The organism is Roseomonas sp. SRI_022 (genome assembly GCF_057586215.1).
The window spans coordinates 323,538-350,520 of sequence record NZ_JBYCZL010000001.1 but is presented as its reverse complement, the minus strand read 5'-3'; the positions used below and the strand labels follow the sequence as shown (position 1 = coordinate 350,520).

The 26,983-nt window shown below is 71.0% G+C and carries 24 protein-coding genes; 11 read left to right on the top strand and 13 right to left on the bottom strand.

Translation table 11 applies throughout. The annotated features are described in order from the left end of the window. Nucleotides 1-72 precede the first annotated feature (72 nt). From AC2YHJ_RS01640 to AC2YHJ_RS01620, 5 genes are all read left to right on the top strand, one after another. The gene (locus AC2YHJ_RS01640; RefSeq protein WP_487393559.1) at nt 73-1,182 is read left to right on the top strand and encodes a glycosyltransferase family 4 protein; all 1,110 of its coding nucleotides are present in this window, start codon (nt 73-75) and stop codon (nt 1,180-1,182) included. Further along, nucleotides 1,182-2,438 (top strand): glycosyltransferase family 4 protein, encoded by a 1,257-nt coding sequence (locus tag AC2YHJ_RS01635; protein ID WP_487393558.1) that lies wholly within the window; start codon nt 1,182-1,184, stop codon nt 2,436-2,438. Before AC2YHJ_RS01640 ends, AC2YHJ_RS01635 begins: the two co-directional genes overlap by 1 nt. 18 nt (nt 2,439-2,456) lie before the next feature. Next, the gene (locus AC2YHJ_RS01630; RefSeq protein ID WP_487393557.1) at nt 2,457-3,551 is read left to right on the top strand and encodes an FkbM family methyltransferase; all 1,095 of its coding nucleotides are present in this window, start codon (nt 2,457-2,459) and stop codon (nt 3,549-3,551) included. Nucleotides 3,552-3,654: 103 nt separating this feature from the next. Further along, nucleotides 3,655-4,245, top strand: coding sequence for a peroxiredoxin family protein (locus AC2YHJ_RS01625; RefSeq protein ID WP_487393556.1), 591 nt, complete (start codon nt 3,655-3,657; stop codon nt 4,243-4,245). A 17-nt stretch (nt 4,246-4,262) separates the two neighbouring features. Next, the gene (locus AC2YHJ_RS01620; RefSeq protein ID WP_487393555.1) at nt 4,263-5,066 is read left to right on the top strand and encodes a YggS family pyridoxal phosphate-dependent enzyme; all 804 of its coding nucleotides are present in this window, start codon (nt 4,263-4,265) and stop codon (nt 5,064-5,066) included. Nucleotides 5,067-5,173: 107 nt separating this feature from the next. Here AC2YHJ_RS01620 and AC2YHJ_RS01615 read toward each other — a convergent pair whose 3' ends face one another. Then, nucleotides 5,174-5,878: a hypothetical protein gene (locus AC2YHJ_RS01615; RefSeq protein WP_487393554.1), complete on the bottom strand. Its 705-nt coding sequence runs from the start codon at nt 5,876-5,878 to the stop codon at nt 5,174-5,176. Nucleotides 5,879-5,890: 12 nt separating this feature from the next. Between AC2YHJ_RS01615 and AC2YHJ_RS01610 the strand changes: the two genes are divergently transcribed. Next, nucleotides 5,891-7,255 carry a glycosyltransferase family 4 protein gene (locus AC2YHJ_RS01610; protein WP_487393553.1) on the top strand — a complete coding sequence of 455 codons (1,365 nt, stop codon included), beginning with the start codon at nt 5,891-5,893 and terminating at the stop codon, nt 7,253-7,255. Nucleotides 7,256-7,374: 119 nt separating this feature from the next. On the opposite strand, the gene AC2YHJ_RS01605 is transcribed toward AC2YHJ_RS01610, so the two are convergent. Continuing rightward, nucleotides 7,375-7,599 carry a hypothetical protein gene (locus tag AC2YHJ_RS01605; protein ID WP_487393552.1) on the bottom strand — a complete coding sequence of 75 codons (225 nt, stop codon included), beginning with the start codon at nt 7,597-7,599 and terminating at the stop codon, nt 7,375-7,377. A 155-nt stretch (nt 7,600-7,754) separates the two neighbouring features. Here AC2YHJ_RS01605 and AC2YHJ_RS01600 point away from each other — a divergent pair, with 155 nt between their 5' ends. Both AC2YHJ_RS01600 and AC2YHJ_RS01595 read left to right on the top strand, forming a co-directional pair. Beyond that, nucleotides 7,755-8,501, top strand: coding sequence for an SDR family NAD(P)-dependent oxidoreductase (locus AC2YHJ_RS01600; protein WP_487393551.1), 747 nt, complete (start codon nt 7,755-7,757; stop codon nt 8,499-8,501). Between the two features lie 148 nt (nt 8,502-8,649). Continuing rightward, nucleotides 8,650-9,084 carry a YybH family protein gene (locus AC2YHJ_RS01595; RefSeq protein WP_487393550.1) on the top strand — a complete coding sequence of 145 codons (435 nt, stop codon included), beginning with the start codon at nt 8,650-8,652 and terminating at the stop codon, nt 9,082-9,084. A 43-nt stretch (nt 9,085-9,127) separates the two neighbouring features. Here AC2YHJ_RS01595 and AC2YHJ_RS01590 read toward each other — a convergent pair whose 3' ends face one another. Both AC2YHJ_RS01590 and AC2YHJ_RS01585 read right to left on the bottom strand, forming a co-directional pair. Next, entirely contained in the window at nt 9,128-10,951 is a 1,824-nt protein-coding gene (locus AC2YHJ_RS01590) for a trigger factor (protein ID WP_487393549.1), read from the bottom strand. A 141-nt stretch (nt 10,952-11,092) separates the two neighbouring features. Beyond that, nucleotides 11,093-11,800: a TetR/AcrR family transcriptional regulator gene (locus tag AC2YHJ_RS01585; protein ID WP_487393548.1), complete on the bottom strand. Its 708-nt coding sequence runs from the start codon at nt 11,798-11,800 to the stop codon at nt 11,093-11,095. A 46-nt stretch (nt 11,801-11,846) separates the two neighbouring features. Between AC2YHJ_RS01585 and AC2YHJ_RS01580 the strand changes: the two genes are divergently transcribed. Together AC2YHJ_RS01580 and AC2YHJ_RS01575 are read left to right on the top strand one after the other, a co-directional pair. Beyond that, entirely contained in the window at nt 11,847-12,974 is a 1,128-nt protein-coding gene (locus AC2YHJ_RS01580; RefSeq protein ID WP_487393547.1) for an efflux RND transporter periplasmic adaptor subunit, read from the top strand. A 67-nt stretch (nt 12,975-13,041) separates the two neighbouring features. Further along, nucleotides 13,042-16,218 carry an efflux RND transporter permease subunit gene (locus AC2YHJ_RS01575; protein WP_487393546.1) on the top strand — a complete coding sequence of 1,059 codons (3,177 nt, stop codon included), beginning with the start codon at nt 13,042-13,044 and terminating at the stop codon, nt 16,216-16,218. 48 nt (nt 16,219-16,266) lie between these two features. Here the strand turns inward: AC2YHJ_RS01575 and AC2YHJ_RS01570 are convergent, their stop codons facing one another. The 9 genes from AC2YHJ_RS01570 to rfbC form a co-directional block, all read right to left on the bottom strand. After that, nucleotides 16,267-16,470: a hypothetical protein gene (locus AC2YHJ_RS01570; RefSeq protein ID WP_487393545.1), complete on the bottom strand. Its 204-nt coding sequence runs from the start codon at nt 16,468-16,470 to the stop codon at nt 16,267-16,269. 144 nt (nt 16,471-16,614) lie between these two features. Beyond that, the gene (locus AC2YHJ_RS01565) at nt 16,615-17,391 is read right to left on the bottom strand and encodes a heme ABC transporter ATP-binding protein (RefSeq protein ID WP_487393544.1); all 777 of its coding nucleotides are present in this window, start codon (nt 17,389-17,391) and stop codon (nt 16,615-16,617) included. Then, entirely contained in the window at nt 17,388-18,458 is a 1,071-nt protein-coding gene (locus AC2YHJ_RS01560; protein WP_487393543.1) for a FecCD family ABC transporter permease, read from the bottom strand. The genes AC2YHJ_RS01565 and AC2YHJ_RS01560 overlap by 4 nt, the downstream gene beginning before the upstream one ends. Then, on the bottom strand, nt 18,455-19,324 hold the full coding sequence (locus tag AC2YHJ_RS01555; protein WP_487393542.1) for a heme/hemin ABC transporter substrate-binding protein: 870 nt from the start codon (nt 19,322-19,324) through the stop codon (nt 18,455-18,457). The genes AC2YHJ_RS01560 and AC2YHJ_RS01555 overlap by 4 nt, the downstream gene beginning before the upstream one ends. Then, nucleotides 19,321-20,358, bottom strand: coding sequence for a hemin-degrading factor (locus AC2YHJ_RS01550; RefSeq protein WP_487393541.1), 1,038 nt, complete (start codon nt 20,356-20,358; stop codon nt 19,321-19,323). Before AC2YHJ_RS01550 ends, AC2YHJ_RS01555 begins: the two co-directional genes overlap by 4 nt. 17 nt (nt 20,359-20,375) lie before the next feature. Beyond that, entirely contained in the window at nt 20,376-21,365 is a 990-nt protein-coding gene (locus AC2YHJ_RS01545; protein ID WP_487393540.1) for an energy transducer TonB, read from the bottom strand. 75 nt (nt 21,366-21,440) lie between these two features. Further along, the gene (locus AC2YHJ_RS01540; RefSeq protein ID WP_487393539.1) at nt 21,441-23,477 is read right to left on the bottom strand and encodes a TonB-dependent hemoglobin/transferrin/lactoferrin family receptor; all 2,037 of its coding nucleotides are present in this window, start codon (nt 23,475-23,477) and stop codon (nt 21,441-21,443) included. Nucleotides 23,478-24,125: 648 nt separating this feature from the next. Next, complete coding sequence (locus AC2YHJ_RS01535; protein WP_487393538.1) at nt 24,126-25,019, bottom strand: NAD-dependent epimerase/dehydratase family protein; 894 nt, start codon at nt 25,017-25,019, stop codon at nt 24,126-24,128. A 1-nt stretch (nt 25,020) separates the two neighbouring features. Then, nucleotides 25,021-25,581 carry a dTDP-4-dehydrorhamnose 3,5-epimerase gene (gene rfbC, locus AC2YHJ_RS01530; protein ID WP_487393537.1) on the bottom strand — a complete coding sequence of 187 codons (561 nt, stop codon included), beginning with the start codon at nt 25,579-25,581 and terminating at the stop codon, nt 25,021-25,023. A 277-nt stretch (nt 25,582-25,858) separates the two neighbouring features. Here rfbC and AC2YHJ_RS01525 point away from each other — a divergent pair, with 277 nt between their 5' ends. Continuing rightward, nucleotides 25,859-26,980: a glycosyltransferase family 4 protein gene (locus AC2YHJ_RS01525; protein ID WP_487393536.1), complete on the top strand. Its 1,122-nt coding sequence runs from the start codon at nt 25,859-25,861 to the stop codon at nt 26,978-26,980. The last annotated feature ends 3 nt before the right edge of the window (nt 26,981-26,983 follow it).

Here is a 26,983-nt window from a genome sequence, read left to right as displayed (position 1 = left end):
ATCTGCTGCGAATACGACGTGGCGGCGCGACTAGGCCGCATTGCCGCGGACACAGCAGGGTTTCCAGCGCTGATGAGCCGTATCGTGAAGGTCGCGCATCTGACGCCGACCTATTTTTCGGACAGCTCCGTCGTGGGCGGGGGTGAGCGCTACGTCCACAATCTGGTGCGCGCCCTGTCCACAACGGAGGGCTTCGAGCAGACCGTATTGTCGGTCGGCGCCACCGAAACCACGGGCATCCATGACGGCACCACGTTGCGCATCCTGCGCAACGATTCACCCCGGCCCGAGGCGATGAACGCCTTCTCCGCCTCGCTCGCCGAGGTGATCCCCGACTACGACCTGGTCCACATCCATCAGTGCCTGACGGGTTTCGGCGCCTATTGCACGGCCGTCGCGCGGTCCACCGGCGTCGCGACGGTCGGCACCGACCTCGGCGGCGGTACCGACGAGCTGATGATGCGCCACGGCGGGATCGAATTGCTCGATCGCGTGGTGTCGATCTCGGCCTTCGCGCAGCGTCTGCTTGCCGGCGCCTACACCGGTCCCGCGGACATCCTGATCGGGCCGGTGGATACCGATGCCTTCGCACCCGCGCCGGGCCGGGCGCGCGATCCGCGCATGGTGCTCTGCGTCGGCCGCATCCTGCCGCACAAGGGCGTCGACCGGATCATCGCAGCGCTGCCGGCCGGCCTGCGCCTTGTCGTGGTCGGCCGCATCTACGATCAGCGCTACCACGTCCTGCTGCTCGACATGGCGCAGGGCAAGGACGTGGACTTCATCCATGACGCCGACGATGCGCGGCTCATCGATCTCTATCGCAGCGCAGCCGTGCTGGTGCAGGCCTCCACGGCACGCGACATCTTCGGCAACGTCATCGAGAAGCCGGAACTGATGGGCCTGACGACGCTCGAGGCGATGGCCTGCGGGCTGCCGGCGCTGGTTTCGGACGCCGGGTCGCTTCCGGAACTCGTTCCCGATGCGCGCTTCGGACGTGTCTTCTCGACGCATGACGATCTCGCCGCCCTGCTGGCGGAGGTCGCGTCCGGTCGCTGGCCCGGGCCGGAAGCCGCGCAGCAGGCGCGCGAGCACGTCGTCGCGACGCATGGCATGGCAGCGATCGGCCAGCGGCTCGCCGCTGCATACCGCGCCGCATGTGTCGAACGGCGGTGGAGGGGCTGATGCGCATCCTCCTGGTCAGCAATCTGTTCCCGCCGATCCATCTCGGTGGCTACGAGCTCGCCTGCGCGAATGTCGCGGAAGGGCTGCGCAACCGCGGCCATGACATCCGCATCCTGACGAGCTGGAACCCGTTGCCCTGCGTGGCGCCCGACCCGCCCGAAGTGGCACGCCGGCTCGACATGGCCTGGTACCTGCCGCACCTGCCGGCGGAAGCGGGCGCGCGCGCCGCCGGCACCCATGCGGCGCTGTGCTCCAGCTTCAACAACACGATGGCCCTGCTGCAGGAAATCCAGGGCTTCCGGCCCGACATCGTCTATCTGTGGAACCTGATCGGCGTCGGCGGTGCGGCGCTCATCGACCTGCTGAACGCCGCACGGCAGCCCTGGGTGCAGCACCTGATGGACCGCGGGCCGGCGGATATCGTCACGAACCTGCCGCCGGGGGTGCTCGGCCTCTACGGGACCGGCACCGCCGCCTATCGCCAGGGCCGCCTGATCGCGATGAGCGAGCATCTGGTGCAGGAGATCGAATCGCAGATCGGCGAGGGGTTCGCGCAGCCGCCCGATATCGTGCCGGGCTGGGCGGATGTCGGCGCGACGCTGCCGCACCAGCCCTATCTGCGCGGCGGCGTGGCGCGCTTCGTCGCGGCGGGCACCGTCGCCGCCGCCAAGGGCACCGACCTGATCCTCGAGGCGAGCGCCCTGCTGAAGGCGGAAGGACTCGATTTCACCGTGGACATCTACGGTGCGGGGGAGGTACCGCGCTGCGTCGGGCGGACGCACGCGCTGCAGCTCGACGACCGCGTCCGCTTCCTCGGCCCGCGTATGCAGGCGGAGCTGATCGCGCTCTATGCCGGCTACGACGCCTTCCTGTTCCCGACCATCGAGCGCGAGCCCTTCGGCTTCGCGCCCATCGAGGCGGCGGCCTGCGCGACGCCGCCGATCATGACGGCGAATTGCGGCGCGAGCGAACGCCTGGTCGATGAGGTCCACTGCCTCAAGATCTTCCGCGCGACCGAGGATCTTGCCTCGGCCATGCGACGCGCGGCGACCGAACCCGTGGCGCTTGCACGCATTGGGCGTGCCGCGCAGCGCCTGGTCTCCACCGACCTGACCTTCACGCGATGCCTGGGGCGCATCGAGGCGATCCTGCTGGCGGCGGCGGCGCGGACGGGTCCCCCGCCTCCGGACGATCGCGGACTCGCGGCTTTGGCCTTTTTGAAACATAACATTTCTGTGCGCCTTCAATTCGGCTGAAGGCGCGAGGGGCGCTCAATGGACAAGCACGAACTGCGCGCGCGCGGGCTTTCCCCGACGCTTCGCGGAAGGATCACCAATCCGCTGCGCCGGCTGCTCTGGCCCCTGCACGCGCCCTATTTCGACGGTGTGCTGGAGGAGATGGCCGAACTCCGGCGCAGCGTCGAGCAGGCGTCGGCGGCAAACGCCAGCAGCACCGCGGTGCCCGACAGTGACTTGGAGGCGGAAGCGAAGGCCGGCGCCCAACGCCGCTACGACGCGCTGAGGAATGACCTCACCGCGATCAGTGCCACGGAGGCCAAGGCGAGAGCGGAAGCGAAGGCCGACGCCCAACGCCGCTACGACGCGCTGAAGAAGGACCTGACCGCGATCGCGCACCGGCTGGCCTCGCTGGAGGATCAGGCGGAGGCCTCCGGCCGGCCGGCCGAAGTGGCCACCGCCAGCGTCCCGGCCGGCGCCGAGCCGCCGCGCCCATCCTTCTCGCAATGCGGCGAGGACCGGATCGTGGACTACCTGCTGCGCATCTGCGGCGGGCCGGCGACGATCCGGTATCTCGACATCGGCGCCGCATTTCCATCGGGTGACAGCAACACCTTCCTCTTCTACCAGCAGGGCGGCTCCGGCGTGCTGGTCGAGGCCGATCCCGGATACCTTCCCGCCTATCGCGCCGTGCGCCCGCGCGATGCCGTCGAATCAGCCGCTCTCGTGCCTGCCGCCATGAAGCCGGCCAGCGGCATGATGGAACTGCTGGTCGGGGAGAATCCGGGCTGGACCACGATCCTGCCGGAACGCGCGGCGGAAGCGGCACGGCTCGGCAAGGGTGGCGTGCGGCAGCGGCTCAGCGTCCCGACCATAACGATCGGCGAGGTGCTGGAACGCCATTTCGCGACCGGCGAGCTGCACCTGATCTCGATCGATGCGGAAGGCATCGATGACGCCGTCGTCCGCGACATCGACTTCGAACGCTTCAGGCCGTGGGTGCTGGTGGTCGAGACCATGGGCGCGGAGGGGCCGGCCGATCTGCTCGCGCAGCGCGGCTACGCCACCTATGCGAGCACCCATGTCAACCGGATCTTCGTCCGGCAGGACGTGCTGGCACGCGCGGTGTTCTAGGTGCTTGATCCCAGGGATTGACGGCGCAATCCGTTCGCTGGGATGGAAGGACGCCGTATGGGTCAGGTCCGTCACGGGAACGGCCTTGCGGCAGGGGCGGCACATGTCGCGATCCGGCATGGTCGAGCGATCCGCTGGTTCGCCCGCCATTGAGGAGTACCCGATGTCCTCGTCCGTCGTGGCGCCTGAGTGGCGCATCAGCGAGTGGTTCAACACCGCGGCACCGATCACCTTGGCTGCGCTGCGGGGCCGAACGGTGATGGTTTGCGCGTTCCAGATGCTCTGCCCGGGCTGCGTCAGCCATGGATTGCCGCAGGCCCAGCGTGTCGCGGATTTGTTCAAGCCGACGGACGTCGCGGTCATCGGCCTGCATTGCGTCTTCGAGCATCACGACGCCATGGGGCCGAATGCGCTGCGGGCTTTCCTGCACGAGTATCGCATCCGCTTCCCCGTCGGTATCGATGAGCCGGACGGCCTGGGGCAGCCCCACACGATGCGCAGCTACGGGTTGGAGGGAACGCCCACCACGCTTCTGATTGATCGCGAGGGGCGCTTGCGGCGCCAAACCCTTGGGCATATTCCGGACTTGCAACTCGGCGCCGAGATCATGGCGCTGGTCGGCGAAGGACGCGTGGCGGCGGTCGTGAGGCAGCCTGATCCCATGGCGGTCTGCAGGCCCGGCGAATGCACCTGAAGGCACGGGAGCCGAGGATGGACCTTGCGGCTGGCACCGAAACCGCCCTGTCGGACGCGGATATCGAGCGCTTCGGTCCCGATCCGCAAGGCGCGTTCCAGGCCAATCTCGCGGCGGTCGAGGACCGGATCGTGACCGCCTGTGCCCGCGCGGGCCGCGAGCGGGCCTCGGTCCGCCTGCTGCCGATCACCAAGACCGTCCCCGCCCACATCCTGCGCCTGGCCTACGCGGCCGGCATCCATGCCTTCGGCGAGAACAAGATCCAGGAAGCGTCCTCGAAGCGAGAGAGTCTTGCCGACCTTCCCATCGACTGGAGCATCGTGGGCCACCTGCAGACCAACAAGGTGAAGTACCTGGCCCGCTTCGCCCGCGAGTTCCACGCGCTCGACAGCCTGCGCCTGGCGGAGCTTCTCAACACGCGCCTCGAGCAGGAGGAGCGGGATCTCGACGTCTATGTCCAGGTGAACACCTCGAAGGAGGAGAGCAAGTACGGCCTGGAACCGGACGCGCTGTTGCCCTTCATCAAGGAGCTGCCGCGCTTCCCTCGGCTGAAGCCGCGGGGCCTGATGACGCTGGCCGTCTTCAGCACCGACATGGCGAAGGTCCGCCCCTGCTTCGCGCTGCTGCGGCGCCTGCGGGATGAGGCGATGGTGATCGACCCTGCCGTGACCGAGCTCTCCATGGGCATGTCGGGAGATTTCGAGGAAGCGATCGCCGAAGGCGCCGACGTCGTCCGCGTCGGCCAGGCCATCTTCGGCAAGCGGCCGACGCCAGATGGCCATTACTGGCCGGGCTTCGCCGGACCGCCGGTCCAGGGATAGGCCGCGCCGCCTGCATGAGGCGCGCAGCGTTCGCGGCGCCTCGCGGCGCCGACTCCAGGCTCAGGAAAGCCCCTCACGCCCTTGCCTGAGGGCGCATCGTCACCCGGTCAGGCCGGCACCGCCTCCCGTAGCATCAGCGCCAACGGCCGGACGTGCTCGGCATAGCGAATCGTCCGCCCATAGACGCCACGCGCGGCCCGTTCGGCGCCGATCCGCTCATAGGCCGGCACGGCCGAGGCCGGCCAGCCATGGGCGTCAGGCAGGATGCGTTCCTCGGCCAGCGCGTCCGGCTGCGCGCGCAGCATGGTCGCGGCTTCCTCGGCCAGGGGCGTATAGGCCAGGACGGCCTCGCGCTTGCGCGCCAGGCAGGCCGCATTGAGGCGCAGCACCTCCCCGCCGTCCCGCGCGGCCATCAACGGATAGGTCAGTCGTACCCCGCCGGTGCGCGCCGCCACGGCATCCGCCACGGCCGCGGCAAGGTCGTGCATCGGGTTGTAGCCCTCGACCGGGTCGGCGATCACCGGTGCGCCAGGGGTGGCGGCCGCGGCAATCGCCGCGACCGCCGCGACGAAGGGCGCGGCGTCGCCATTGAGGATCGCCGCATACCAGGCGCGGTCGGGCATGACGCCGAAGGCAGGCCCGCATGCGGCGCCGCAGGCGCGCGCCAGCGCCGCGGAATACCGGGTGCGGGCGGGGGCGACGCTGCCCGAGCCGTCGGTCAGGATGCACAGCAGCGGCCGTTCCCGTTCCATCCATGCGAACAGGCGCAACTCGTGGCCGGGATGCGCGACGATCAGCAACGGGCGTGTCATACGGGCAGGGTAATGCCCCCGTCGATTCCGGACAAAACGCGCGCCCCGCGCGCGATCCTGCTGACCAACATCATGCTGACCCGGCGCAGCGGCACCGAGGTGGTGACGGATCAGCTGGCCGACGGGCTGCGCCGGCGCGGCCATGACGTGATGGTCTTCACATCGCAAGCTGGGGCGCTTGCGACGCGCATGCGCGCGCGCGGGCACGTGGTGGTGACCGATCCCGGCGCGCTACCGCGACGTCCTGACATCATCCACGCGCATCATACCGGCCCCGCCATGGCCGCCCTCGCGGCGCATCCCGGCGTGCCGGGCATCTTCGTCAGCCACGATGCCACCGCGCCGTTCGACGCGGCGCCACCACATCCGGCGATCCGGCGCATCTTCGGGGTCGATGAACGGTGCCGCGCGCGCCTGATCGCCGACGGCGTGCCAGCGGAGGCGGTCGGGCTGCTGCCAAATGCCGTGGACCTGTCGCGCATCCCGCCGCGCACCATGGCGCTGCCCGCGCGGCCCAGCCGGGCCGTCGTGCTGACCAAGCAGGGCGCGCACCTGCCCGCCATCCGCGCCGCCTGCGCGGCGGCGGGCATCGCGATCGAGGAATTCGGCCTCGGGCCCGGCCGCATGACGGACACACCCGAGGCGCTGTTTGCCACCACCGACCTGGTCTTCGCCACCGCGCGCACGGCGCTGGAGGCCGCCGCCGCCGGGGCCGGCGTCGTGGTCTGCGATGCGCGCGGCTGCGCCGGCTTCCTGACCCGTGCGCGGGCGGAGGCTTGGCTGCCCTGGAACCTCGGCGCCGGCGTGCTGACCAGCCCGGCCGCCCCCGGCCCGATCGCCGCGGCCATCGCCGAATGGTCCGCCACGGAAGCCGCGGCGGCATCGGCGCTGGTGCGGTCGGAACGCGACTTCGAAGCGCTGCTCGACCACATCGAGGCGATCCACGCCGAGGTGCTGGCCGAGGATGAGGTCGCGGACCCGGCACAGGCCGCCGCGGCGGTCGGCGCCTTCATTGCCGGCTGGGTGCCGAGCTTCGACCTTCAGGCGCCGTGGCGGCCGCTTTCCATCTCGGTCGGCGCGGGCTGGCCCCCAGCGCCATCCCCTATCGAGATTCTGCCGGGGCAGGTCGCCACCCTGCGCGAACAGGTCACCCAGCTCGCCGATCTCCAGGCAGCGATCACGCCGGCGCTGGAGGCGCTGCGCGGCGAGGCGTCGGCCATCGCGGCGCGTGGCGAGGCGATGGAGGCGCTGCTGCAGCACGACCCGCTGCGGCGGCTGCACCGTGGCGTGGCGGCGATATGGCGGGCGGTGGTGCCGCTGTCGATCCGCGCGCCATTGCATCGCTGGCGCCGCGGGGCGTCGCCGCCGACGCCCTAGGGCAGATCCCGATCAGGTGGAATCACTGATCGGATGAAGATGCTCGCAAAGGCACAAGGGCTGGAGTCGCTACCGTGCGCCAGGGCGAACGGCACCGCCTCTAGGCCGGGCGGGCCGGCTCAGCCGGCCGCGTCCTCCTCGCCTTCGATCATCGCGGCGTGCAGCTGCTCGGTCGTGATCAGCAGGATGCGGCGGGCGTCGAGGATCTGCGGCGCCTGGTGCTGCAGGTCCTCCCACCGCTCCTCCACCGCGTCGAGAGCGGCATCGAGATCGGCGAAGGTCTCGGTTTCCGGCGCGGCACCGGCGGAACGCCAGCGCAGGTGGACAGGGCCTTGGGTGGTCATGGGGCAGCACCGCGGATCATGGTGGAGGCTGCGCCGGCCGGCGCCGGCGATCGCAGCACATAGGCGCGAACCGGGCGGCTTGGCCAGGGGGCGGCACCTCGCCGGGTGAAGCGGGGCACGGTAAGCAGGCCGGACCATTGGCGAGGATTCACGACATGACCCAGCAGCGCAGGACGGCCCTCATCACCGGGGCGGGACGCAGTATCGGGCGCGCGGTCGCACTCGGCCTGGCCGAGGACGGCTTCAACGTGGTGGTGAACGGGTCGTCCGACCGCGCGGCCTGCGAGGCGGTGGCGACGGCGGCGCGCGGCTTCGGGGTCGAGGCCGTGGTGGTGATGGGCGATGTCGGCAGCGCGGCGGAATGCGCCCGCATCGCCGCCGAGGCCATCGCCCGCTTCGGCGCCGTGGACGTGCTGGTGAACAACGCCGCGCTCCGCCCCGCCAAGCCGTTCCTGGAGATGGAGGATGCCGAATGGCGACGGGTCATCGCGGTGGACATGGATGCCGCGGTGTGGCTGTCGCGCGCCTGCCTGCCGGGCATGCTGGCGCGCGGCTGGGGGCGCATCGTCAACTTCACCGGCATGAATGCAATGCACGGCTATGCCGGACGGCCTGCGGTCAGCGTGGCCAAGCATGGCGTCTGGGGCCTGACCAAGGCGCTCGGCAAGGAATTCGGGCCGAAGGGGATCACGGTGAACGCCATCTCGCCCGGCCCGATCGCCGCCGATGGCGAGGGCGACGCACCGATGACGGCCTATCGCGCAGCGGCAGTGGCGAAGGTGCCGCTGGGGCGGGAGGGCACGCCGGCGGAAGTCGCCGCGGTGGCGCGGATGCTGGTCTCGGATGGCGGCGCCTATGTCAACGCGCAAATGCTGCAGGTGAATGGCGGGGCGCAGACCTAGAGCAGATCCCGACCGCCCGGGGCCGCGCGATCCACCGCGGTCCGGGCGGCAGCGCAGCCGTATATGCCGATTTCGAAACGAAATCTCGTATCTGCGTGACGAGATGCGATAGCGTCCGGCCGCCGGGACACAACACGGGAGGAAACTCATGTTGCGTCGCACCCTCGCGCTGGCGATTCCCGGCGGAATCTTCGGCCATATCGCCTTGGCGCAAGCCCAGACAGGCGACCATCGACAGGCCATCGACACCCTCTTCCGGAACTTCACCGAAGCCTATGGCCGCAACGACGCCGACGGAATCGGGGCCTGCTTCACCGAGGACGCCATCCTCATCGGCCCGGCGCCGATCGTCATCGGCCGGCAGGCGATCGCCGAGAACTACAAGGGGCGGTTCAACCAGGGTTTCGGCAACATCCGCTTCCAGTTTCAGCACTTCGATCCGGGCGGGGCCTGGGCGGCCGGAACCTATACTGTCAGCCTCCCGCAGGGGGCAGGCGACCGCCAGGGCAACGTCACCAGCATCTTCCGCCAGCAGGCGAACACGCTGCTGATCCACGTCCACACCTTCAACTTCCGCGGATAGCCACATGGGCGGCGCATGAGGGGATGCGCCGCCCAATGCATCCTCACGCCGCGCCGCTGAGCTCCTCGGGCGTCACCATCCTGTCGCTGACCTCGGCACGCGCGATCAGCAGATCGACCACCTTCTCCTCCAGCAACGGGGCGCGCAGCCCGTCCAGCGCCTCGGCGTTGCCGCGGTAGAAGTCGAGCACCTGGCGTTCCTGCCCCGGATAGCGCGCCGCATCCTGGCGGATGGCACGCGCCATCTCCTCCTCCGAGACCGCCACATCATGGGCGCGCGCGAGTTCGGCCAGCATCAGGCGCAGGCGAATGCGTCGCGCGGCGACGGCGCGGTACTCGCCGCGCAGCGCCGCGTCATCCTTGCCGGCATCGGCGGCGTCGCTACGGCCAGCCTGCCGTTCCGCCTGCCGGCGCTGCCAGATCTGCTCGAACTCGGCATCCAGCAGGCAATCCGGGATCGGGAAGTCGGCGGTCGCGGCCAGGGCATCCAGCAGCGCGGCCTTCAGCCGCAGGCGGGACCGCGCATCGTATTCGCGCTGGAGCGATCGCATCATCGCGGCTTCCAGCGCGACGGAATCGGCCTGCCCGACCGCGCGCGCCAGCGCATCGCCCTGCGCCAACGGCCGGCGCCGCTTCAGCGCCCGCGCGGCCACGACATAACGCGCGCGGCGGTTCGCCAATTCGCTCACCGCGTGATCGGCGGACAGCAACACCTCGACCATCCGCGTCTGCCCGGGGGAGAGACCTTCCAGTTGCGCCGACAGGCCCGGCGCGCCGACCTCCATCGCCTGGCCGGTCAGGTCGCCGCCATTGAACAGCATGGCTTCGGGTTCCTCGGTCCCGGCGAAGACGCGGGCCGGGCCGATGCGCAGCGTCAGGTCCAGCTCGGCGCCGCGGCGGAAGGTGATCTCCAGCACCGGCCGCGCGAAGGCCAGCGCCGGATCGCCGACCATCGCGAGGGAGGCGCGCATCTCCTCCGCCCCGAGCACGGCGCGCTGTCGCTGGCTGCGCAGGAAGTCATCCTCTGAGCGTGCGTTGAAGCCGAGATGCGCCTCGCTGCCCTCCGGCAGGGTCCCGCCGATGAGGCGCGCGCGCATGCACAGGGTCAGCACCTGCCCGGCCACCGCGGGGAGTCCCTTGGGCCTCGCGGGGAAGACGCGCAGGAAGGCCCCCGCCGCGGCGCTGCCGCGCAGCCGGAGATCGAAGCAGGGCAGGCCATTCTCGATGTCCGTCGCGACGATCTCGGCGCGCAGCCCCGGCGAGGGGTCGATGGACCAATTGGCTGGCGGCAGCCCCGGGCTGCCCGCCCGCGCGCCGAGGCCGGTCCCGTTGGCCAGCAGGTCCGCCGGCAGCCCGCCCATGAGGTCGCAGACCAGGATGTCGCCGCGCTCGGCGGGCCGCGCCTCGACCTCCTCCACGGTGCCGTGGCGCGCCGCAAGCCGCGCCAGCGCCCGGCGCAGCTGCGCCTCCCCCGGATGTGCGCGCAGCCGCTCCAGCCGGAGGCCGGTGGCGTCGGGCAGCGGCACCTCGGGCAGGTCCTCGAGCGTGACGCGGATGACGAGGTCGCTGTCCTCGGCGAAGCTGGCCACCTCGACGGCCGGCGGCCGGGCGGGACGCAGGGCGCGGTCGGCGACGAGCCGGCGCACCGCCTCGGCGACCTCCTGTTCCAGCACCTCGCCAAGCACCGAGGCGCCGAAGCGCTGCAGGATGACGGCCCGGGGCGCCTCCCCCCGGCGGTATCCAGCCACCGGCACCGCGCGCGCGATCTCGTCGAGCCGGTTGTCGCGCAGGCCGGTCAGATGCGCCGCCGGCAGGGTGATGACGTAGCCGCGCTTCAGGCCGTCACGGAGCGTCTCGCTGACCTGCATCGGGCGGTATCCGTCGGTGGGCCTGGGGCATCCGGCCGGGCCTGGCGGATGGGCGCAATCATCGGCCGGTGTAGCGGAGGCATCGCGGCCTTCCAAGCAGGCGGCGGGGCGCAGGTCCGTGCCGACGGGCAGCCCGCGATGTCACGCCGCCAGCAGCGCCGCCCCGATCAGCAAGGCGCCGCAACGCCGCAGCGTCTCCGCGGCGCGTGCCTCGCCGAGGTAGCTCCGCGCGGCGATCGCGCCTTCGATGATCACCGAAAGCTGGTCGGCGAGCCCGGGCGCATCATGGGCGCCCGCCTGCTCGGCAAGGCTGCGGATGCGCTCATGACACCCGCGCTTGAAATCGGCGACGACCTGGTAGGTCGGGTGCTCCGGGTCGCGGAACTCGGCCTGGGCCAACAGCATCGGACAGCCACAGACGCCAGGCTCCGCCACCTCGGCCGCGGTCGCCTCGATCAGCGCGCGCAAACGGCCTGCGGCGTCCTTCTCCTGCGCCAGCGATTCCTCGACCCAGGCGTCGTGCTCGGCGGCATCCTCGGCCAGGATCGCCGCCACCAACGCATCCTTGCTGGGATAGGCGCGGTAGAGGCTCATCTTCGTGGCACCCGCGACGCGGCAGACCTCCTCGACGCCTGTGGCGCGGATGCCCTGGCGCTCGAACAGCTCGCGCGCGGCGTCCTGGATCCGCTCGGCGGCCTTGGGCCTGGCGGCGACATCGCCCTGCATGGTGACCAACCTCCTCTGTGCAACCGTTGCGATGCACAAAAAAATGCCTTGATGATACCGACCGGTAACTCTACTTAGCGCCGAGACGAACCGGTCGGTAACATCACTCTGGAGATAGGCCATGCCCTCCCCCTCGCGCAAGGCTCCTGAACAGGCGGAAAGCCTTTGGATGTCATGGCTGGCCCGCTTCCAGGGCGCGGCCGTCGGCGCCGCCCTGACCGCCACCGCGCCCGTCGCCCTGGCCCAGCCCGCGCCGCCGCCAGTCACTGTCGCCGCGCCGCTCGCCCGGCCGGTGACCGAGTGGCAGGAACACACCGGGCGCGTCGAACCCTCTGCCCGCGTCGAGATCCGCGCCCGGGTTTCCGGCCAGGTGGATGCGGTGCATTTCACCGATGGTGCGATCGTGCGGGCGGGCGACCCGCTTTTCACGATCGACCAGCGCCCCTTCCGCATCGCGCTCGACACCGCGCGGGCCGAGGTGGCGCGCAACGAGGCGCGGCTGCTGCTCGCCGAACAGCAGGTCGCCCGTTATGAGCCGCTCGCGGCCAGCCGCATCGCGCCGCAGGCGGAACTCGATTCCCGCCGCTCCGCGCTGCGCGAGGCGCAGGCCGGCCTCGCCTCCGCCCGGGCCGCCGAGCAGCAGGCGGCACTCGACCTCGACTTCACCGAGGTCCGCGCCCCGCGTTCAGGGCGGGTCAGCGACCGCCGCGTCGATGCCGGCAATCTCGTGCAGGCCGGGCAGACGCTGCTGACGACGCTGGTCGCGCTCGACCCCGTCTATGTCACCTTCGATGCCAGCGAGGCCGAGTACCTCCGCCAGGCGCGCGCCGCACGCGGCGGGCTGCGCGACGGCAGCCTGTCGGTGCAGCTCCGCCTGCTGGATGAGGCGGAATTCTCCCGCGAGGGCCAGATCGACTTCGTGGATAGCGTCTTCGACGCGCGCAGCGGCACCATCCGCGCCCGCGCCGTGGTGCCCAACGCCGATCTGTTCCTGACCCCGGGCAGCTTCGCGCGCCTGCGGCTTTCGACCGGCGAGGCACCGGCGCTTCTGGTGCCCGACGCATCGGTCATGGCTGACCAGACCGGGCGGATGGTGCTGACGGTCGGTGCCGACGGCACGGTCACGCCGCGCCAGGTCCGCCTCGGTCCCCTCACCGAGGGGCTGCGCGTCGTGCGCAGCGGCCTCGCGCCGGAGGACCGCGTCATCATCGGTGGGCTGCACCGCGCCCGTCCCGGTGCGCGCGTGACCCCCGAACAGGGCCGCATCGGCCCGAGCCCGATCGCCTCGGCCGAGTAAGGCCGGCCGCCACCCCCGCCACCCAGGCTGCGCGCATCGCACGCGGCCACGCCGAAGGCTCGCCCCGATGCGCCTCGCCCGCTTCTTCATCGACCGCCCGGTCTTCGCCGCGGTGATCTCGATCGCCATCACGCTGGTTGGCGCGATCGCCGCATTCCGGCTGCCGATCTCGGAATATCCGCAGATCGCCCCGCCCAGCGTCACCATCACCGCGCTCTATCCTGGTGCCTCCTCGGAAACCATCGCCGAGACGGTGGCCGGCCCGATCGAGCAGGAGGTGAACGGCGTGGAGGGGATGCTCTACGTCTCCTCCCAATCCACGGGCGATGGCCGCCTGGTGGTGACGGTGGTGTTCCGCCAGGGCATCGACGCCGACCAGGCGCAGGTGCTGGTGCAGAACCGCGTCGCGGTGGCCGAGCCGCGCCTGCCCGAGGAGGTCCGCCGCCTCGGCATCACCGTGCGCAAGGCGAGCCCGGACTTCCTGATGGTGGTGCATGTCACCTCCCCGGATGGCAGCCGCGACCATGAATACATCTCCAACTACGCGACGCTGAACATCAAGGACCGCATCGCCCGCATCGACGGCGTGGGCGATGCGCAGGTCTTCGGCGCGCGCGACTATGCGATGCGCGTCTGGCTCGACCCCGACCGCATCGCCGCGCGCGGTCTGACGGCCGGCGAGGTGGTGGACGCGCTGCGCCGTGCCAACGTCCAGGTCGCCGCCGGCGCGCTCGGCCAGGCGCCGCGCACCGAGGCGGCCGGTGCCTTCGAGTTCTCCGTGCTGACGCAGGGCCGCCTTGCGACGCCGGAGCAGTTCGGCGAGCAGATCATCGCGACCGGCGAGCATGGCGCGCCGCTGCGGCTGCGCGACGTGGCGCGGATCGAGATCGGCGCGGCCGACTATTCGGTGAATGCGCTGCTGAACAACCAGCTCGCCACCGCGATCGGCGTGTTCCAGCGCCCGGGCAGCAATGCGCTCGAGACCGCCGCGGCCGTGCGCGCGACCATGGCCGATGCCGCGCGATCCTTCCCGCCAGGCATCGGCTACAGCATCGTCTACGACCCCACGCGCTTCATCGCCGAGAGCATGGAAGCGGTGCTGGAGACCTTCCTCGAAGCCATCGTGCTGGTGGTGCTCGTCGTCGTCCTGTTCCTGCAGAACTGGCGCGCGGCGGTGATCCCGCTGCTGGCCATCCCGGTCTCCATCATCGGCACTTTCGCGATCCTGCTCGCACTCGGCTTCACGCTGAACACGCTGACCATGTTCGGCCTGATCCTCGCCATCGGCATCGTGGTGGACGACGCGATCGTGGTGGTGGAGAACGCCGAGCGGCACATGGCGGACGGGTTGTCGCCGCTGGAAGCCGCACGCAGGACGATGGACGAGGTCGGCTTCGCGCTGATCGCCATCGCCCTGGTGCTGGTCGCGGTCTTCGTGCCGACCGCCTTCATCCCCGGCATCTCCGGCGCCTTCTACCAGCAATTCGCGGTGACGATCTCGGTGGCGACACTGCTGTCCGCGCTGGTGTCGCTGACGCTGTCGCCGGCACTCGCCGCCATCCTGCTGAAGCCGCATGGGCATCACGACGGTCCGCGCCCGCTGCTACTGCGGCCCTTCGGTGCCTTCGCGCGCGGCTTCAACTGGCTGTTCGACCGGCTGTCCATCGGCTATGGCGGGCTGACGCGGCGGCTGATCCGCATCCCGGTGCTGCTGATGCTGATCTATGGCGGGCTGCTCGCGGCAACCGGCTGGACCGTGACCTCGACGCCGACCGGGCTGATCCCGCCGCTCGACCGCGGCTATGTCATCGCGGCCTTCCAGCTGCCGCCGGGGGCGAATCTCAGCCGCACGGACGCGGTGATCCGCCGCGCCTCGGACTCCATCCTGGCGACGCCGGGCGTCGAGAGCGCGGTCGCCTTCGTCGGCTTCGACGGCGCGACCTTCACCAATGCGCCGAATGCCGGCGTGGTCTTCGCGACGCTGAAGTCCTTCGAGGACCGCGCGGCGCATGGCCTGACGCTCGCAGGCATCCTCGGCGACCTGCAGGGCCGGCTGATGGGTGATCCGGACGCGATGGTCTTCGTGCTGGCGCCGCCCTCCGTGCCCGGCATCGGCACGGGCGGCGGCTTCAAGCTGATGATCCAGGACCGCGCCGGGCGCGGCCCGCGGGAGATGGAGCGCGCCATGCAATCCGTCATGATCGCGGCCAACCAGACGCCCGGCATCGCCTTCGCCTTCAGCCTGTTCAACACGGCCACGCCGCAGATCCGTACCGAGATCGACCGCTCGCGCGCCGAGATGCTCGGCGTGCCGGTCAGCCGGGTGCATGAGGCCATGGGCGTGTATCTCGGCTCGGCCTTCGTGAACGACTTCAACCTGCTGGGCCGCACCTGGCGCGTCACGGCGCAGGCCGACGCGCCCTACCGCACCGGCGTCGAGGACATCGCGCGGCTGCGCACCCGATCCGACGCGGGGGCGATGGTGCCGCTCGGCAGCATCGCGACCTTCCACGAAACCTCGGGGCCGTACCGCATGCCGCGCTACAACCTGTTCCCCGCGGTGGAACTGCAGGGCGCCGCACTTCCGGGAGTCTCCACCGGCCAGGCCATCGCCATCATGGAGCGCGTGCTCGCCGAGAACCTGCCCGAGGGCTTCGGCTATGAGTGGACCGAGATCGCCTTGCAGGAGAAGCTGGTCGGCAACACCGCGCCGATCGCCTTCGGCCTCGCGGTGGTCTTCGTCTTCCTCGTGCTGGCGGCGATGTATGAAAGTTGGCTGTTGCCGCTCGCCATCGTGCTGATCGCGCCGATGTCGGTGCTGGCCGCGCTGCTGGGCGTGCGCCATGCCGGGCTCGACAACAACGTGCTGGTGCAGGTCGGGCTGGTGGTCCTTGTCGGCCTTGCCGCGAAGAACGCGATCCTGATCGTGGAGTTCGCCCGCGCCGCGGAGGAGGACGGGGCATCGCGCTGGGACGCCGCGGTCGCAGCCGCGCGCACCCGGCTGCGCCCGATCCTGATGACCAGCCTCGCCTTCATCCTGGGCGTGCTGCCACTGACCATCGCCACCGGCGCGGGGGCGGAAATGCGCCAGAGCCTCGGCGTGGCGGTGTTCTACGGCATGCTTGGGGTGACGCTGTTCGGCTTGCTGTTCACGCCGGTCTTCTACGTCATCGCCCGGGCCTTCGGGCGGCGGGCTGCGCCGGCAGCGACCCACGGCGCGGATGAGGCCGTCGCTTCGCGGTGATCGGACGGACACAGGGGCGTTGCCGCGCGCCGAGGCGCGGGAACGACCCTAGTGGATCACCGCGCCATGCTTGGCGAGGACGGTTCGCACAAGGGAACGCAGGACCGGCGAGCGCGCCCAGGCAAGGGGAAGAAGGTCGGCCACGCCCGTGGCGACTTCGCCGTGACGGATCGCGGCGCACGCCTTCCAGTAGATACCGACTTCGACCTCATGGTTCGCGTGCGATGAGGTGCGCTCGAGCATCGTTTCCATGATGACCGCCTCCGTTGCCTTCGACGCCAACGCAACGCGCCGAAGCAGGTTGCATGTGCGGCACAGCCTGCAACAGTGCCGCCGGCTTGGCGCTGCAACGTTTCGCATCGCAGCTTCGGTCGCGCAGGCCCGCGCGCGGGGCCGTCAGCGCGCCGCCATGCCGAATTCCGGCAGCAGCCCGCCGCCCGGCACGGGGCGGAACGGCACGCCATAGGCGGCCTGCAGCCGCGCCGGATCAAGCGCATCCGCCACACTCCCCACCGCCGCCAGCCGTCCATCGACCAGCAGCGCCACGCGGTCGGCGACGAAGGCGGCCTCGTTCAGGTCGTGCAGCACCGCCAGCACCGCCACGCCCTGCCGCGCCAGGCGGCGCAGCAGCCGCAGCAGCTGCCCGCGATGCCCGGCATCGAGGCTTGCGGTCGGTTCGTCCAGCAGCAGGGCGGCGGGTGCGGCGGCACCGTCGATCTGCGCAAGCGCGCGCGCGACCTGCACGCGCTGGCGCTCGCCGCCCGACAGCGTGCCGTAGGCGCGGGCGGCGAGATGCGCGACGCCCGCCTGCTCCATCGCCATCGCGACCGCAGCCTCATCGCGTGCTGCCTGCACCGTCGCGTGCCAGGGCAGGCGGCCGAGTGCTGCGACCTCGATCGCCCGCATCGGGAAGCCCAGCGCGACATGCTGGCTGACCACCGCGCGCCGTCGCGCCAGGTCGAGCGGCCGCCAGGCGCGCAACAGGCGCCCTTCCGCCCGCACCGCGCCACCCGCCACGGCCAGGTCGCCGGCCAGGGCACGCAGCAGAGTCGATTTGCCCGCGCCGTTCGGTCCGACCACGGCGAGCACCTCACCTGGATGCAGCGCCAGCGTGACATCCTGCAGCAGCGCCCGCCCGCCAGCGCGCACGGTGATGGCCTCAGCCGCGATCATGCCATCCCTGCCCGGCTGCGCAGCAGCCACAGGAAGAAGGGCGCGCCGAGCAAGGCCGTCACGACGCCGACCGGAAGTTCCGCCGGCGCGGCCAGGCTGCGCGCCAGCAGATCCGCCAGCACCAGCAGCGTGCCGCCGAGCAGCGCCGCGCCGGGCAGCGCCAGCCGGTGATCCGCCCCAAAACCAAGCCGCACGAGATGCGGCACCACCAGACCGACGAAGCCGATCAGCCCCGTGAAGGCGACGCCGGCCGCCACCGCCACCGCCGCCAGCGCCAACGCCAGACGCTTCACCGCCTCGACCCGGATGCCGAGATGGAAGGCCTCCGCTTCGCCAAGCAGCAGCGCGTTGAGTGGCCGCGCAAGGCAGCACAAGGCGAGTGTCGGCAGGCCGACCAGCGCCATGACGACGGGCAGATGTGCCCAGCGCGACCCGGCCAGGCTGCCCAGCGTCCAGAAGGTGATGTCGCGCACCTGCCGGTCATCGGCCATGAAGATCAACAGCCCGGTGAGCGACCCGGCCAGCGCATTCACCGCGACGCCGGCCAGCAGCAGCGTCGCCACGCCCGCCACGCCCTGAACCGTGCCGAGCCGCGCCATCAGCGCCGTGGCGGCGAGCCCGCCGATGAAGGCCGCGACCGGCAGCAGCCACAGACCCAGCGCCCCGGCCGCCGCGCCGAACAGGCTGCCGCCGAGCACGATGGCGCCAACCGCCGCCAACGCCGCGCCGCCGGACACGCCGATCAGCCCCGGATCGGCCAGCGGATTTCGGAACAGCCCCTGCATCGCCGCCCCCGCTGCGCCGAGCCCCGCGCCGACCAGCGCGGCCATCAGCACGCGCGGCGCGCGCACCACGCCGAGCACCGCCGCGTCGCGCAGATGCTCGGTCGGCAGCGGCGCGATGCCAAGCGCATCCAGGATGGTGGCGAGCAGCCCCGCCGCCGTGATGTGCGCCGGCCCCAGCAGCACGCCCGCCGCCATCGCCGAGACCAGCAACGCCAGGCCGAGCGGCAGCATCGCGAAACCGCCGCGCGCCCGTGGCGTCGCCATCGACAGGGCGACGCTCACGTCCAGGCCCGCGCAGGCAGCACGGGCAGTGTCGCGCCCGGGTGCAGCAGCAGCGCCATGTCACGCCTTGCATGTGCCGCGCGCGGCCCGAAGCCGAGGACATAGGACCCGTCGATCGCCGCCACGCGCCGTGTGCGCGCGACCGGCGTGACGGACAGCGCGGGAATGGCGAGCAACGCCTCGATGCCGCCGACTTCCTGCAGGACATGGTCCATGATGACGATCGCCTCCGGCGCGATCTGCACCGCCGCCTCGGCCGAGAGCGGGCGATAGCCGCTGAAGCCGGCCACCGCATTCGCCGCCCCGCAGGATGCGAGCATCGCCGCCGCATGCGTGTTGACACCCGAGACCAGCACCGCGCCGCGCGCCGCCGACAGCACGAAGATGCTGCGAACCGGGCGCAACGCAGAGATCGGCGCATCGAGCGCGCGCCAATCCGCCAGCACGGTATCGGCGACCGCGCTGCCATCGACGTCCAACGCGGCCGCGACCGCGCGGATCTTGGCGGCGACACCCTCGCCGGAGGGCGTTTCCGGAATCAGGCGGATCGGCGCCCCGGCCGCACGCAGCACGGCGACCGCCTGCGCCGGGCCGGATTCCTCGGACAGCAGCAGCAGGTCGGGATGCAACGCGATCAGCCCTTCCGGCGCCAGGGCGCGCATGTACCCGATCTGCGGCAGGCTGCGCACCGGCGCGGGGAAGCGGCTGGTGCTGTCCACCGCGACCACGCGATCGCCGGCGCCGAGGGCGAAGGCGCATTCCGTCACCGCCCCGCCCACCGCGACGATGCGCCCCGGCCCCGCCGCCCGCGACGGGGCGGCCAGCGCCGCGCTGCCGCCGGCCAGCAGAAGCCGACGCGTGATCATGCCGCGTTCTCCGCCGGCACCGCATGGGCCTGCGCGACCTGGCCGACGATGTCGCGCCAATCCTCGCGTTCACGCTGGCCCGGCTTGCGGGCGCCGAACAGCAGCGCGACCGTCTCCCCCGCCGCGTCGAGCAGTTCGATCGAGGTGACGGCGCCATCCTCGGTCGGCTTCACCACGCGCCAGGCGGCGGCCACGCCCGCTTCGCGCAGATGCAGGTTGAAGTCGGGATCGAGCACGTTGAACCAGCCGGGGATGTCGACCAGCCGCTCGACCGGGCCGGTGTGGATCTGGATGGCGGCGCGATTGCCGACGAAGACCATCACCGGCACTGCCTGCGCGGCGGCAAGGCGCAGCACCGCGGAGCCCGCATCCGGCGCGAGCCGCAGCGCGAGGTCCTGCCCGGCAAGGCCGAAGGCCTGGCGGCGCGTCGCGCGATGGCGCCGCAGCATCGGGAAGAAGTCGTGCGTGTCGCGCAGCGCGAGCCAATCCGCGCGCAGCGCCTGGGCATCGACCGCACCTTCATCGGCCGGGCCGGATGGGGCGACAGGGGCGGCCGGCGGTTCCGGCGCGGCTTCGGCGGCGAAGTCGGCGACGATCCGGGCCCAGCCATCGCGGTCAGTGGTGGCGGTCGCGAAGATCTTGTGCGCGGCGACGCCATCCTTGTCGAAGATCTGGATCGAGGGCCGCTCCCCATCCAGCGCATAGGCGTGCGCCCATTGGCCGGGGAACAGCCGCAGGTCGATATCCGGCCCGAGCACCAGGATATGCCCGGGCCCGGAGGAGACATCGACGAACTGGCCATGGCGTTCGTGCACGGCGTGCTCGTTGCGGGTCAGGGCCATGATGCGGCCCGCCTGCGGCATGGCGCCGATCAGCTTCGCCCAGTCCGGGCGCAGCGGCGTGGCGGCGCCGGTCGCGCCGCTGGCGACGAGGGCGGCCTCGGTCGTGCCGAGTTGCGTGGCGGCGTCGCGCGCACGGATCGGCTTGCCGGCTTCGCGGATCAGCGCGGCGTGGCGTTCGGCGAGGGTGGTCATGCGGGATCTTCCTCTGCTCAGTTCAGGCGAAAGTGGACGGGCACCTCGACCCAGGCCGGCACCGGCCTGCCGCCGGTGCGCGCGGGTTCGAAGGCCCAGCGACGCACCGCCGCGATCGCGGCGGCGTCGAGAAGCGGATGGCCGGAGGAACGCCAGACGCGCGTTTCCTGCGTGTCGCCATCCGGCGAGACGAGGGCGCGCACCATCACCGTGCCGGTCAGGCCGAGGTCGACGGCGCGCGGCGGGTAGTCGGGCGGGCGCGGCGGCCGGCGGTAGCGCGGCGCGTGCATCAGGATCGGTGCGCCATCCGTGGCGGCGGCGGCGGTCTCCAGGATGGCTGGGCCGGATGCGGCGTTGGTGGTGGCACCATGTGCGGCCGCCTGCTGCGCGGCGTTGGGAATGCCACGCCGTGGACGGCGCAGCGCGCGCTCGGCGGAGGCTGGCGGGCGAGGCGGCGCGGCGCGGGGTTCGGGAGGCGCTTCGGCAGGCATCGGCGGCGGCGGCGGCAGGACGTCGAGCCGCGCCGTCGCCTGTTCGATCGGCGGCGCCGGAGATGCTGCTTCTGCCTCGGAAGGTGCAGGCGGCCCGCTCGCGGCCGGCTGCGCGGGCGCCGGCATCGCCGGGTCCGGCAGTGGTGGAGGCGGCGCCTCGGCCGGTACCGCCATGGCAAATTGCTGCGGCACAAACGGTGGCTCCGGCATGGCAAGCGGTGGCGGCGGCGCCGCGGGTGCAGGCGGCATCGGCACCGGAGGCGCGGGCACCGATGGCACTGCGAGATCGGCCAGCAGAACCGGCGGCGGCGCTTCGTGTGGCGCCACGGCCTCGGCCAGCACCGGGGCTGGCGGCATCTCGGCTTCGGCGCCATCGGGTTCACCCCGGCTGGGCGCCCATTCGACGGTCAGCGCGGCGGCCGGCACCCCCCCGCCGGCCGCCGGCGCGCCGCGCCAATCCGCCAGCAACCAGGCCGCGACGGCGGCATGCAGGCCAAGCGAGACGGCGACGGCCATGCGTCGCGACCCGCCTGCCTCTGTGGCAGGCGGGTCCGGCAGGCGCGACGACAGGATGATCGCGCCGTCCACGGTTCAGAAGGTCAGCGTGACCGCGCCGCGGACGTTCATGCCCGTCTCGTAGAAATTCGGCGGCGGGTTCGAATTCCAGGAGGCGCGGCGGTAGGCGTGGTCGAACACATTGTCGACGCCGATGTCGAAGCGCAGGTTCGGCGCGAAGTTCGGACGCCAGCTCGCATAGAGATCCAGCAGCCCATAGCCCGAGGTCTCGAGCGCCAGGCCGGGCACCGAGGTCGGTTGCCGGTCCTGCGCCGCGACCAACTGCCAGCGCGCCCCCACCGTCACGCCGGATTCAAGGAACCGATACCCGCCGGACAGCGTCGTGCGGCTCGCCGGCATGGTGGCGAGCGGTTCGTTCGTCGTGCGGTTGTCGCCCTTCAGCGCGGTCGCGGAGATGCCGGCGAACCAGTTGCCGGCGTCGTACTGGATCTCCGCCTCGACACCCTGGATGCGCGCCGAAGCGACGTTGCGCGAGACGGTGTAGGTCGTGAAGACCAGCTGCTCGATGTAGTTGTCGATGTCGTTCTGGTAGGCGGTGATGCGCATGCGCAGCCGGTCGCCGGCGGCCAGCACGTCGCGGAAGCGCAGGTTCACGCCGGCCTCGATGTTGTGCGAGGTCTCCGGCAGCAGGTTCGGGTTGGGGATGAAGAAGTTGCCCGGGAAGTGCTGGCCCGAGACGTAGAGCTCGGTCAGCGACGGGGCGCGGAAGGCCTCAGCGTAGGAGATATACGGTTCGAGCCAGGGCAGCACCTGGTAGGCCAGGCTGACCTTGGGCGAGAGCCGGTCGAAGTTGGAATCGTTCGGATTGCCGTTGGCGCTCTGGTTGAAGCTGTCGTAGCGCAGCGCGCCAACCAGGGTGAAGCCATGGAAGGCAATCTGGTCCTGCATGTAGAAGGCCGCGACCTCCTGCGAGGCGGAAGGGAATTGCCCGCGCGGGCGGCCGTTCGAGGTGCCTTCCTGCTCGTCGCGGTAGATCTCCGTGCCGATCGTCAGCACGTGATTGTCCCAGCCGAACAGCGAGAAGCGGCTGTTGTTCTGTGCATCGACGCCGATCGTCGTCAGGTCGGTGTTGTCGGTCGCGCGGGTGCCGGTCTGGCGCCGTTCATCCAGCGAGACATGGTTGCGATAGACCACGACCTGCGGTGCCAGCAGCGGCATCGACGGATCGGCCCAGTTCCAGCGGAGGGTGTAGACCTCCTGCTCGGTGGTGCGGTCGGTCACGCTCGTCGTCGTCGCCGTGTTGGCGGCGATGGGGATCACATGGCTATCGCGGAACACGATCGCCGAGAGATCGAAGACGTGGAAACCCGGCCGCCACTGCACGCGCGCGAGGCCGTTCGCGACGTTGTCGGCGGTGAAGGGTATGGTGTTCCCCGCCCCGTCCGTCATGTTGTTGTTGTTGTAGCCGGAGATGGCGCCGAGTGCGGAGAACTCGTCCACCCGCGCGGCACCGGCCGCGATGCCGCGCCACATGCTGCCATTGGACTGGTAGCCGCCGCGCAGGAAGCCGCCGACCGGCAATTCCGATCCGGGCAGGATGATGTCGTCCGGTTCGATGGTGCGCATGGCGACGACGCCACCGATCGCGCCCGAACCGTAGAGCGTCGAACCCGGCCCGCGCATCACGTCGATCTGGCGCAGCATGTTCGGGTCGATGAACATGCGGCCGCGATGGCCGGCGTTGAAGTTGTTGCGCGCGCCGTCGATGCGGAAGACGACGCGGTCGCCACCGAGGCCGCGGATCAGCGGTTCCATCGCCGTCGCCCGCGGCGCGCCGGAGATCTCGACGCCGGGCAGGTCGCGGATGGTCTCGGCGACCGAGCGCTGGTCACGTTCCAGGATGTCGTCGCGGCGCATCACGCTGACCGGCGTGGCGCTGTCGCCGGAGACGGTCGGCGTGCGCGTGCCGGTGGCCGTCACGGCGTCGAGCGGCGTGGCGATGGCGGCGGGCGGCGTGGGCTGCGGGTCTGCCGCCTGCTGAGCGGCGAGCGGGCCGGCGGCACAGACCGCGGCAAGGGTTGCGCAGAGCCCGAATGGGCGGCGGGAAGCCATGCAAGGACACTCCGAGAGGCAGGTTCGGGGCCTGGCTGGCTGGCGGGGAAGGCGAAGTCCCTGGCGCGCTGGCTTGGCGTTGGACGGGGCGGCGAGCCTATCGTTTGAGGATAGACGCGCCGTGATGCGGCGGTTTGAGCCGGCGGCCGTGCGCATCCTGGCAGATGGACACAGCGCGCGATTCAGCGGGCGGCCTGGTCGATGCGGGGATGGATCGCGCGTCGTGCGTCACTGGCGGTCCGTTCCGCACGCTGCGGCGATCGCTGGGCGCGGCAACCGCAGACCCGGATCGGGACGGGCGAGCGACACGGCGGCGATGCCGGCCACGGTCCAACGGGCCACGCAAGCTGTTCCTTTCCTCACACGCATGCCGGGCGGATGTCCCACCGGGCTGATCGCGACGCAAAATAATGAGAATGCGACTGATTATCAATAGAGATTCATGCTGCCCGCCTGACCGAGGAGGCGGGCGCTTGCCGCCCTGGTCGGAACCGGCCAGCGGAGCTTGGACGGCAGCACCTGGATGGCCGGGTCCGGACCGCAGCGGGTTGGCTGGAAACGTTGACCCAGGCTGCGCGGCCGGGCCATGCCCGCCCGGAGCGCTCCTGGCGGTGCGACACGGGCGCGCACGCCGCGCCCTCCCCCCTGTCAGCCCTGTCCGGTCCGTTCGCCGCCACCGTCCGCGGCTGCACGCCGTTCCTCAAGCAGTTCCCGCAGCCCTGCCTCGAGCGTGACGCCCGGCGACCAACCCGGTGGCGTCGGCGTATCAGCAAATAGCGAGAACCTTTCGCGCGCACGGTATGGATAGACGCCCGGGCGGATGAAATCCGCCAGTTCGAGGCCCGCCGCCCGCAGCATCAGGGCCAGGACTTCGAGGATCGTGACCGGCGCGCCGGAGCGCGCGGCGAAGACCCGGTGACGCCCCGGGGGCGCGTCGCGCAGCAGCGCGAGGGTCGCATCGGTCGCCGCCAGCACGTCGCGGATGTGCACGAGGTCGATCATCTGCCCGCCGGACGACATGGCGAGGTCGCTGCGCCGGGCAATCGCGTCCGCGATCAGGTTGACGACCTTGTTTCGCCGGTCGCCGGGTCCGTAGGTGTCGTAGAGCCGGAGCGTCGCGCTCCGCACCCCGTCCATCGCGAAATGGTCGAGAAAGGCCTCGGCGGCCGTCTTCGACGCGGCATAGGCGTTGAACGGTTCCGCGCCCCCACCCTCGCCGGTCTGCCAGGAGGTCCCGTAGGTCAGGAAGCAGCATTCCGGCGCATGCGCGCGCAGCAGCGACGCGATCGATGCCGGCAGGACGACGTTCGACAGCGCCAGTTCATGCAGCGCGGGCGGGTCGTCGCGCCCGTTCTGGGAACCGCCGGCCAGGATGACCGCGCTCGGCACCTCCGTCCGGAGACGCTGCAGCAGCTCGTCGAGGAAGGCCTGATGCCTCTCGGGCCGGTAGCTGAGCACATGGACCACCTCCCGCCGCGCGCGGAGATGCGCGACGAGATGCGAGCCGAGGAAGCCCATCGCGCCGATGACGATGATGCCCATCTCAGCCGGCGCCGAGGTCCACCGCGTGGATCGCGGGGTCGAGATCCGGCCAGGCGCGATCCTTGTCGGAGACTTCGAGGACCGGGACTGGCCAGGCGATGCCGACCGCCGGATCGTCGTAACGCACGCCGCGTTCGGAACCGGGCGCATAGGCGGCGCTCGTCAGGTAGATGAACTCGGCATCATCGGTCAGCGACACGCAGCCATGGGCGAAGCCCTTCGGCGTGTACATCATGAGGCGGTTGGCTTCGCTGAGCTCGGCCCCGAACCACTTGCCGAATGTCGGCGAACCCTTCCGCACATCGACGATCACGTTGAACACCGCACCGTGGATGACCCGCAGGAGCTTGACCTCGGCATGCGGTGGCGTCTGGTAGTGCAGCCCGCGCAGGGTTCCCTTGCGGCGGCTGAGGGAGTTGTTGATCTGCACGAAGCGGCTCTCGAGCCCGGCTTCCTCGAAGGTGCGGGCGCAGAAGAAACGGGCCAGGAAGCCCCGGTGATCCTCGATCCGCTTCAGCTCGACGATATGGGCGCCCTCGAGCGAGGTCGCATGGAACTGCATGCCTCGGATACTCCAGCCCCCGCTGTGATGACCCGCATCCGGCAGGCTAGATCGTTCCGCCTCACACGGAAACGTCATGGCTAACCCCCCGGCCGGGCGTCCGATCGAGCATGCCGGCCGGGCATGCCGCCGTGCGATGGAACACATCGCGCACCCGGCCGGCCGCGGCGGCATTGCGGAGCCGCGGCCCGCGCGGCTAGATCGTTACGGAAGCCGACACGCCCCCCTTTGTCGAGAGGGGGTCCACCTGTGACCGGCGCTGGGAACCGAATGCCCGATGGCCCGAATCCTGATCAACGCCATGGCGATGGGCGGTGTCAAAACGGGCGTCGGGCGCTTCATCGATGAACTCCTGACCGCGCTGTCGGCCATCGACGCGGAGAACGAGTACATCGTCTACACGACCGAACTCGGCCGCCGGGATCTCCGGCTCGGGGCCAATTTCACCATCCACGCGCCGAGTCTTTCCCGCCCCGTGCGGCTGATGTGGGAGCAGACGGTGCTGCCGGGCCTGGTGCGCCGGCATGGCGCGGAACTGCTGCACGGGCAGGGCTTCACCCTGCCGTTGTGGAAGAACAGCCGCCAGGTCGTCACCATCTACGATATGACCTGGTTCAGCCACGGCCAGACGCATGAACGGGTCAAGACGCTCTATTTCCGGAACCTGATTCCGCGTGCGCTCACCCAGGCGGACCGGATCGTGGCGATTTCCGAGAGCGCGCGGGAGGATATCGGGCGGCTGTTCCCCGCCGTCGCCAGCCGCGTCATCACCACGCCGGGCGGCGTCGCGCCGCATTTCTTCTCGCGCCCGTCACCGGAGGCCACGCGGGCGCTGCTGGGGCGCCGCGGGATCGAGGGGCCCTATATCCTCTCGGTCGGGACGCTGCAGCCGCGGAAGAACCTCCCGCGCCTTCTCGAAGCCTTCGCGCTGCTCAAGCGCGAGGGCGCGATCCCGCATCGCCTGGTGCTCTGCGGCGAGCCCGGCTGGGCCAACAGCGACGTCTATCAGCGCGCCCAGGCACCGGACCTCGCAGGGCACGTCGTCTTCACCGGCTTCATCCCCGATGACGAGCTGGTCAGCCTGTACGGCGGCTGCGACGTCTTCGCCTATCCATCGCTCTACGAGGGTTTCGGCCTGCCGGTCGTCGAAGCCATGGCGGCGGGCGTGGCGGTGCTCACCTCCGACAATTCCTCCCTGCGCGAGGTCGCCGGCGACGCCGCGCTGCTCTGCGACCCACTGTCGGTCGAGGATATCGCGGCCAAGCTGCGCCGCCTGGCGCTGGAGCCCGAGATGCGCCGGGACCTGGTCGCCCGCGGGCATCGTCGCGCGGCGGGCTACACGTGGCAGGAATGCGCGCGCCTGACGCTGCGGGCCTATCGGGAGGCACTTGCCGGCTGAGGG

What these genes read in the sequence shown, in the direction of transcription:
- AC2YHJ_RS01640 (WP_487393559.1), top strand. Translation starts at nt 73, where the DNA reads ATGAGCCGTATCGTGAAGGTCGCGCATCTGACGCCGACCTATTTTTCG.
- AC2YHJ_RS01635 (WP_487393558.1), top strand. Translation starts at nt 1,182, where the DNA reads ATGCGCATCCTCCTGGTCAGCAATCTGTTCCCGCCGATCCATCTCGGT.
- AC2YHJ_RS01630 (WP_487393557.1), top strand. Translation starts at nt 2,457, where the DNA reads ATGGACAAGCACGAACTGCGCGCGCGCGGGCTTTCCCCGACGCTTCGC.
- AC2YHJ_RS01625 (WP_487393556.1), top strand. Translation starts at nt 3,655, where the DNA reads ATGTCGCGATCCGGCATGGTCGAGCGATCCGCTGGTTCGCCCGCCATT.
- AC2YHJ_RS01620 (WP_487393555.1), top strand. Translation starts at nt 4,263, where the DNA reads ATGGACCTTGCGGCTGGCACCGAAACCGCCCTGTCGGACGCGGATATC.
- AC2YHJ_RS01615 (WP_487393554.1), bottom strand. Translation starts at nt 5,878, where the DNA reads ATGACACGCCCGTTGCTGATCGTCGCGCATCCCGGCCACGAGTTGCGC.
- AC2YHJ_RS01610 (WP_487393553.1), top strand. Translation starts at nt 5,891, where the DNA reads ATGCCCCCGTCGATTCCGGACAAAACGCGCGCCCCGCGCGCGATCCTG.
- AC2YHJ_RS01605 (WP_487393552.1), bottom strand. Translation starts at nt 7,599, where the DNA reads ATGACCACCCAAGGCCCTGTCCACCTGCGCTGGCGTTCCGCCGGTGCC.
- AC2YHJ_RS01600 (WP_487393551.1), top strand. Translation starts at nt 7,755, where the DNA reads ATGACCCAGCAGCGCAGGACGGCCCTCATCACCGGGGCGGGACGCAGT.
- AC2YHJ_RS01595 (WP_487393550.1), top strand. Translation starts at nt 8,650, where the DNA reads ATGTTGCGTCGCACCCTCGCGCTGGCGATTCCCGGCGGAATCTTCGGC.
- AC2YHJ_RS01590 (WP_487393549.1), bottom strand. Translation starts at nt 10,951, where the DNA reads ATGCAGGTCAGCGAGACGCTCCGTGACGGCCTGAAGCGCGGCTACGTC.
- AC2YHJ_RS01585 (WP_487393548.1), bottom strand. Translation starts at nt 11,800, where the DNA reads ATGGCCTATCTCCAGAGTGATGTTACCGACCGGTTCGTCTCGGCGCTA.
- AC2YHJ_RS01580 (WP_487393547.1), top strand. Translation starts at nt 11,847, where the DNA reads ATGTCATGGCTGGCCCGCTTCCAGGGCGCGGCCGTCGGCGCCGCCCTG.
- AC2YHJ_RS01575 (WP_487393546.1), top strand. Translation starts at nt 13,042, where the DNA reads ATGCGCCTCGCCCGCTTCTTCATCGACCGCCCGGTCTTCGCCGCGGTG.
- AC2YHJ_RS01570 (WP_487393545.1), bottom strand. Translation starts at nt 16,470, where the DNA reads ATGGAAACGATGCTCGAGCGCACCTCATCGCACGCGAACCATGAGGTC.
- AC2YHJ_RS01565 (WP_487393544.1), bottom strand. Translation starts at nt 17,391, where the DNA reads ATGATCGCGGCTGAGGCCATCACCGTGCGCGCTGGCGGGCGGGCGCTG.
- AC2YHJ_RS01555 (WP_487393542.1), bottom strand. Translation starts at nt 19,324, where the DNA reads ATGATCACGCGTCGGCTTCTGCTGGCCGGCGGCAGCGCGGCGCTGGCC.
- AC2YHJ_RS01550 (WP_487393541.1), bottom strand. Translation starts at nt 20,358, where the DNA reads ATGACCACCCTCGCCGAACGCCACGCCGCGCTGATCCGCGAAGCCGGC.
- AC2YHJ_RS01545 (WP_487393540.1), bottom strand. Translation starts at nt 21,365, where the DNA reads ATGGCCGTCGCCGTCTCGCTTGGCCTGCATGCCGCCGTCGCGGCCTGG.
- AC2YHJ_RS01540 (WP_487393539.1), bottom strand. Translation starts at nt 23,477, where the DNA reads ATGGCTTCCCGCCGCCCATTCGGGCTCTGCGCAACCCTTGCCGCGGTC.
- AC2YHJ_RS01535 (WP_487393538.1), bottom strand. Translation starts at nt 25,019, where the DNA reads ATGGGCATCATCGTCATCGGCGCGATGGGCTTCCTCGGCTCGCATCTC.
- rfbC (WP_487393537.1), bottom strand. Translation starts at nt 25,581, where the DNA reads ATGCAGTTCCATGCGACCTCGCTCGAGGGCGCCCATATCGTCGAGCTG.
- AC2YHJ_RS01525 (WP_487393536.1), top strand. Translation starts at nt 25,859, where the DNA reads ATGGCCCGAATCCTGATCAACGCCATGGCGATGGGCGGTGTCAAAACG.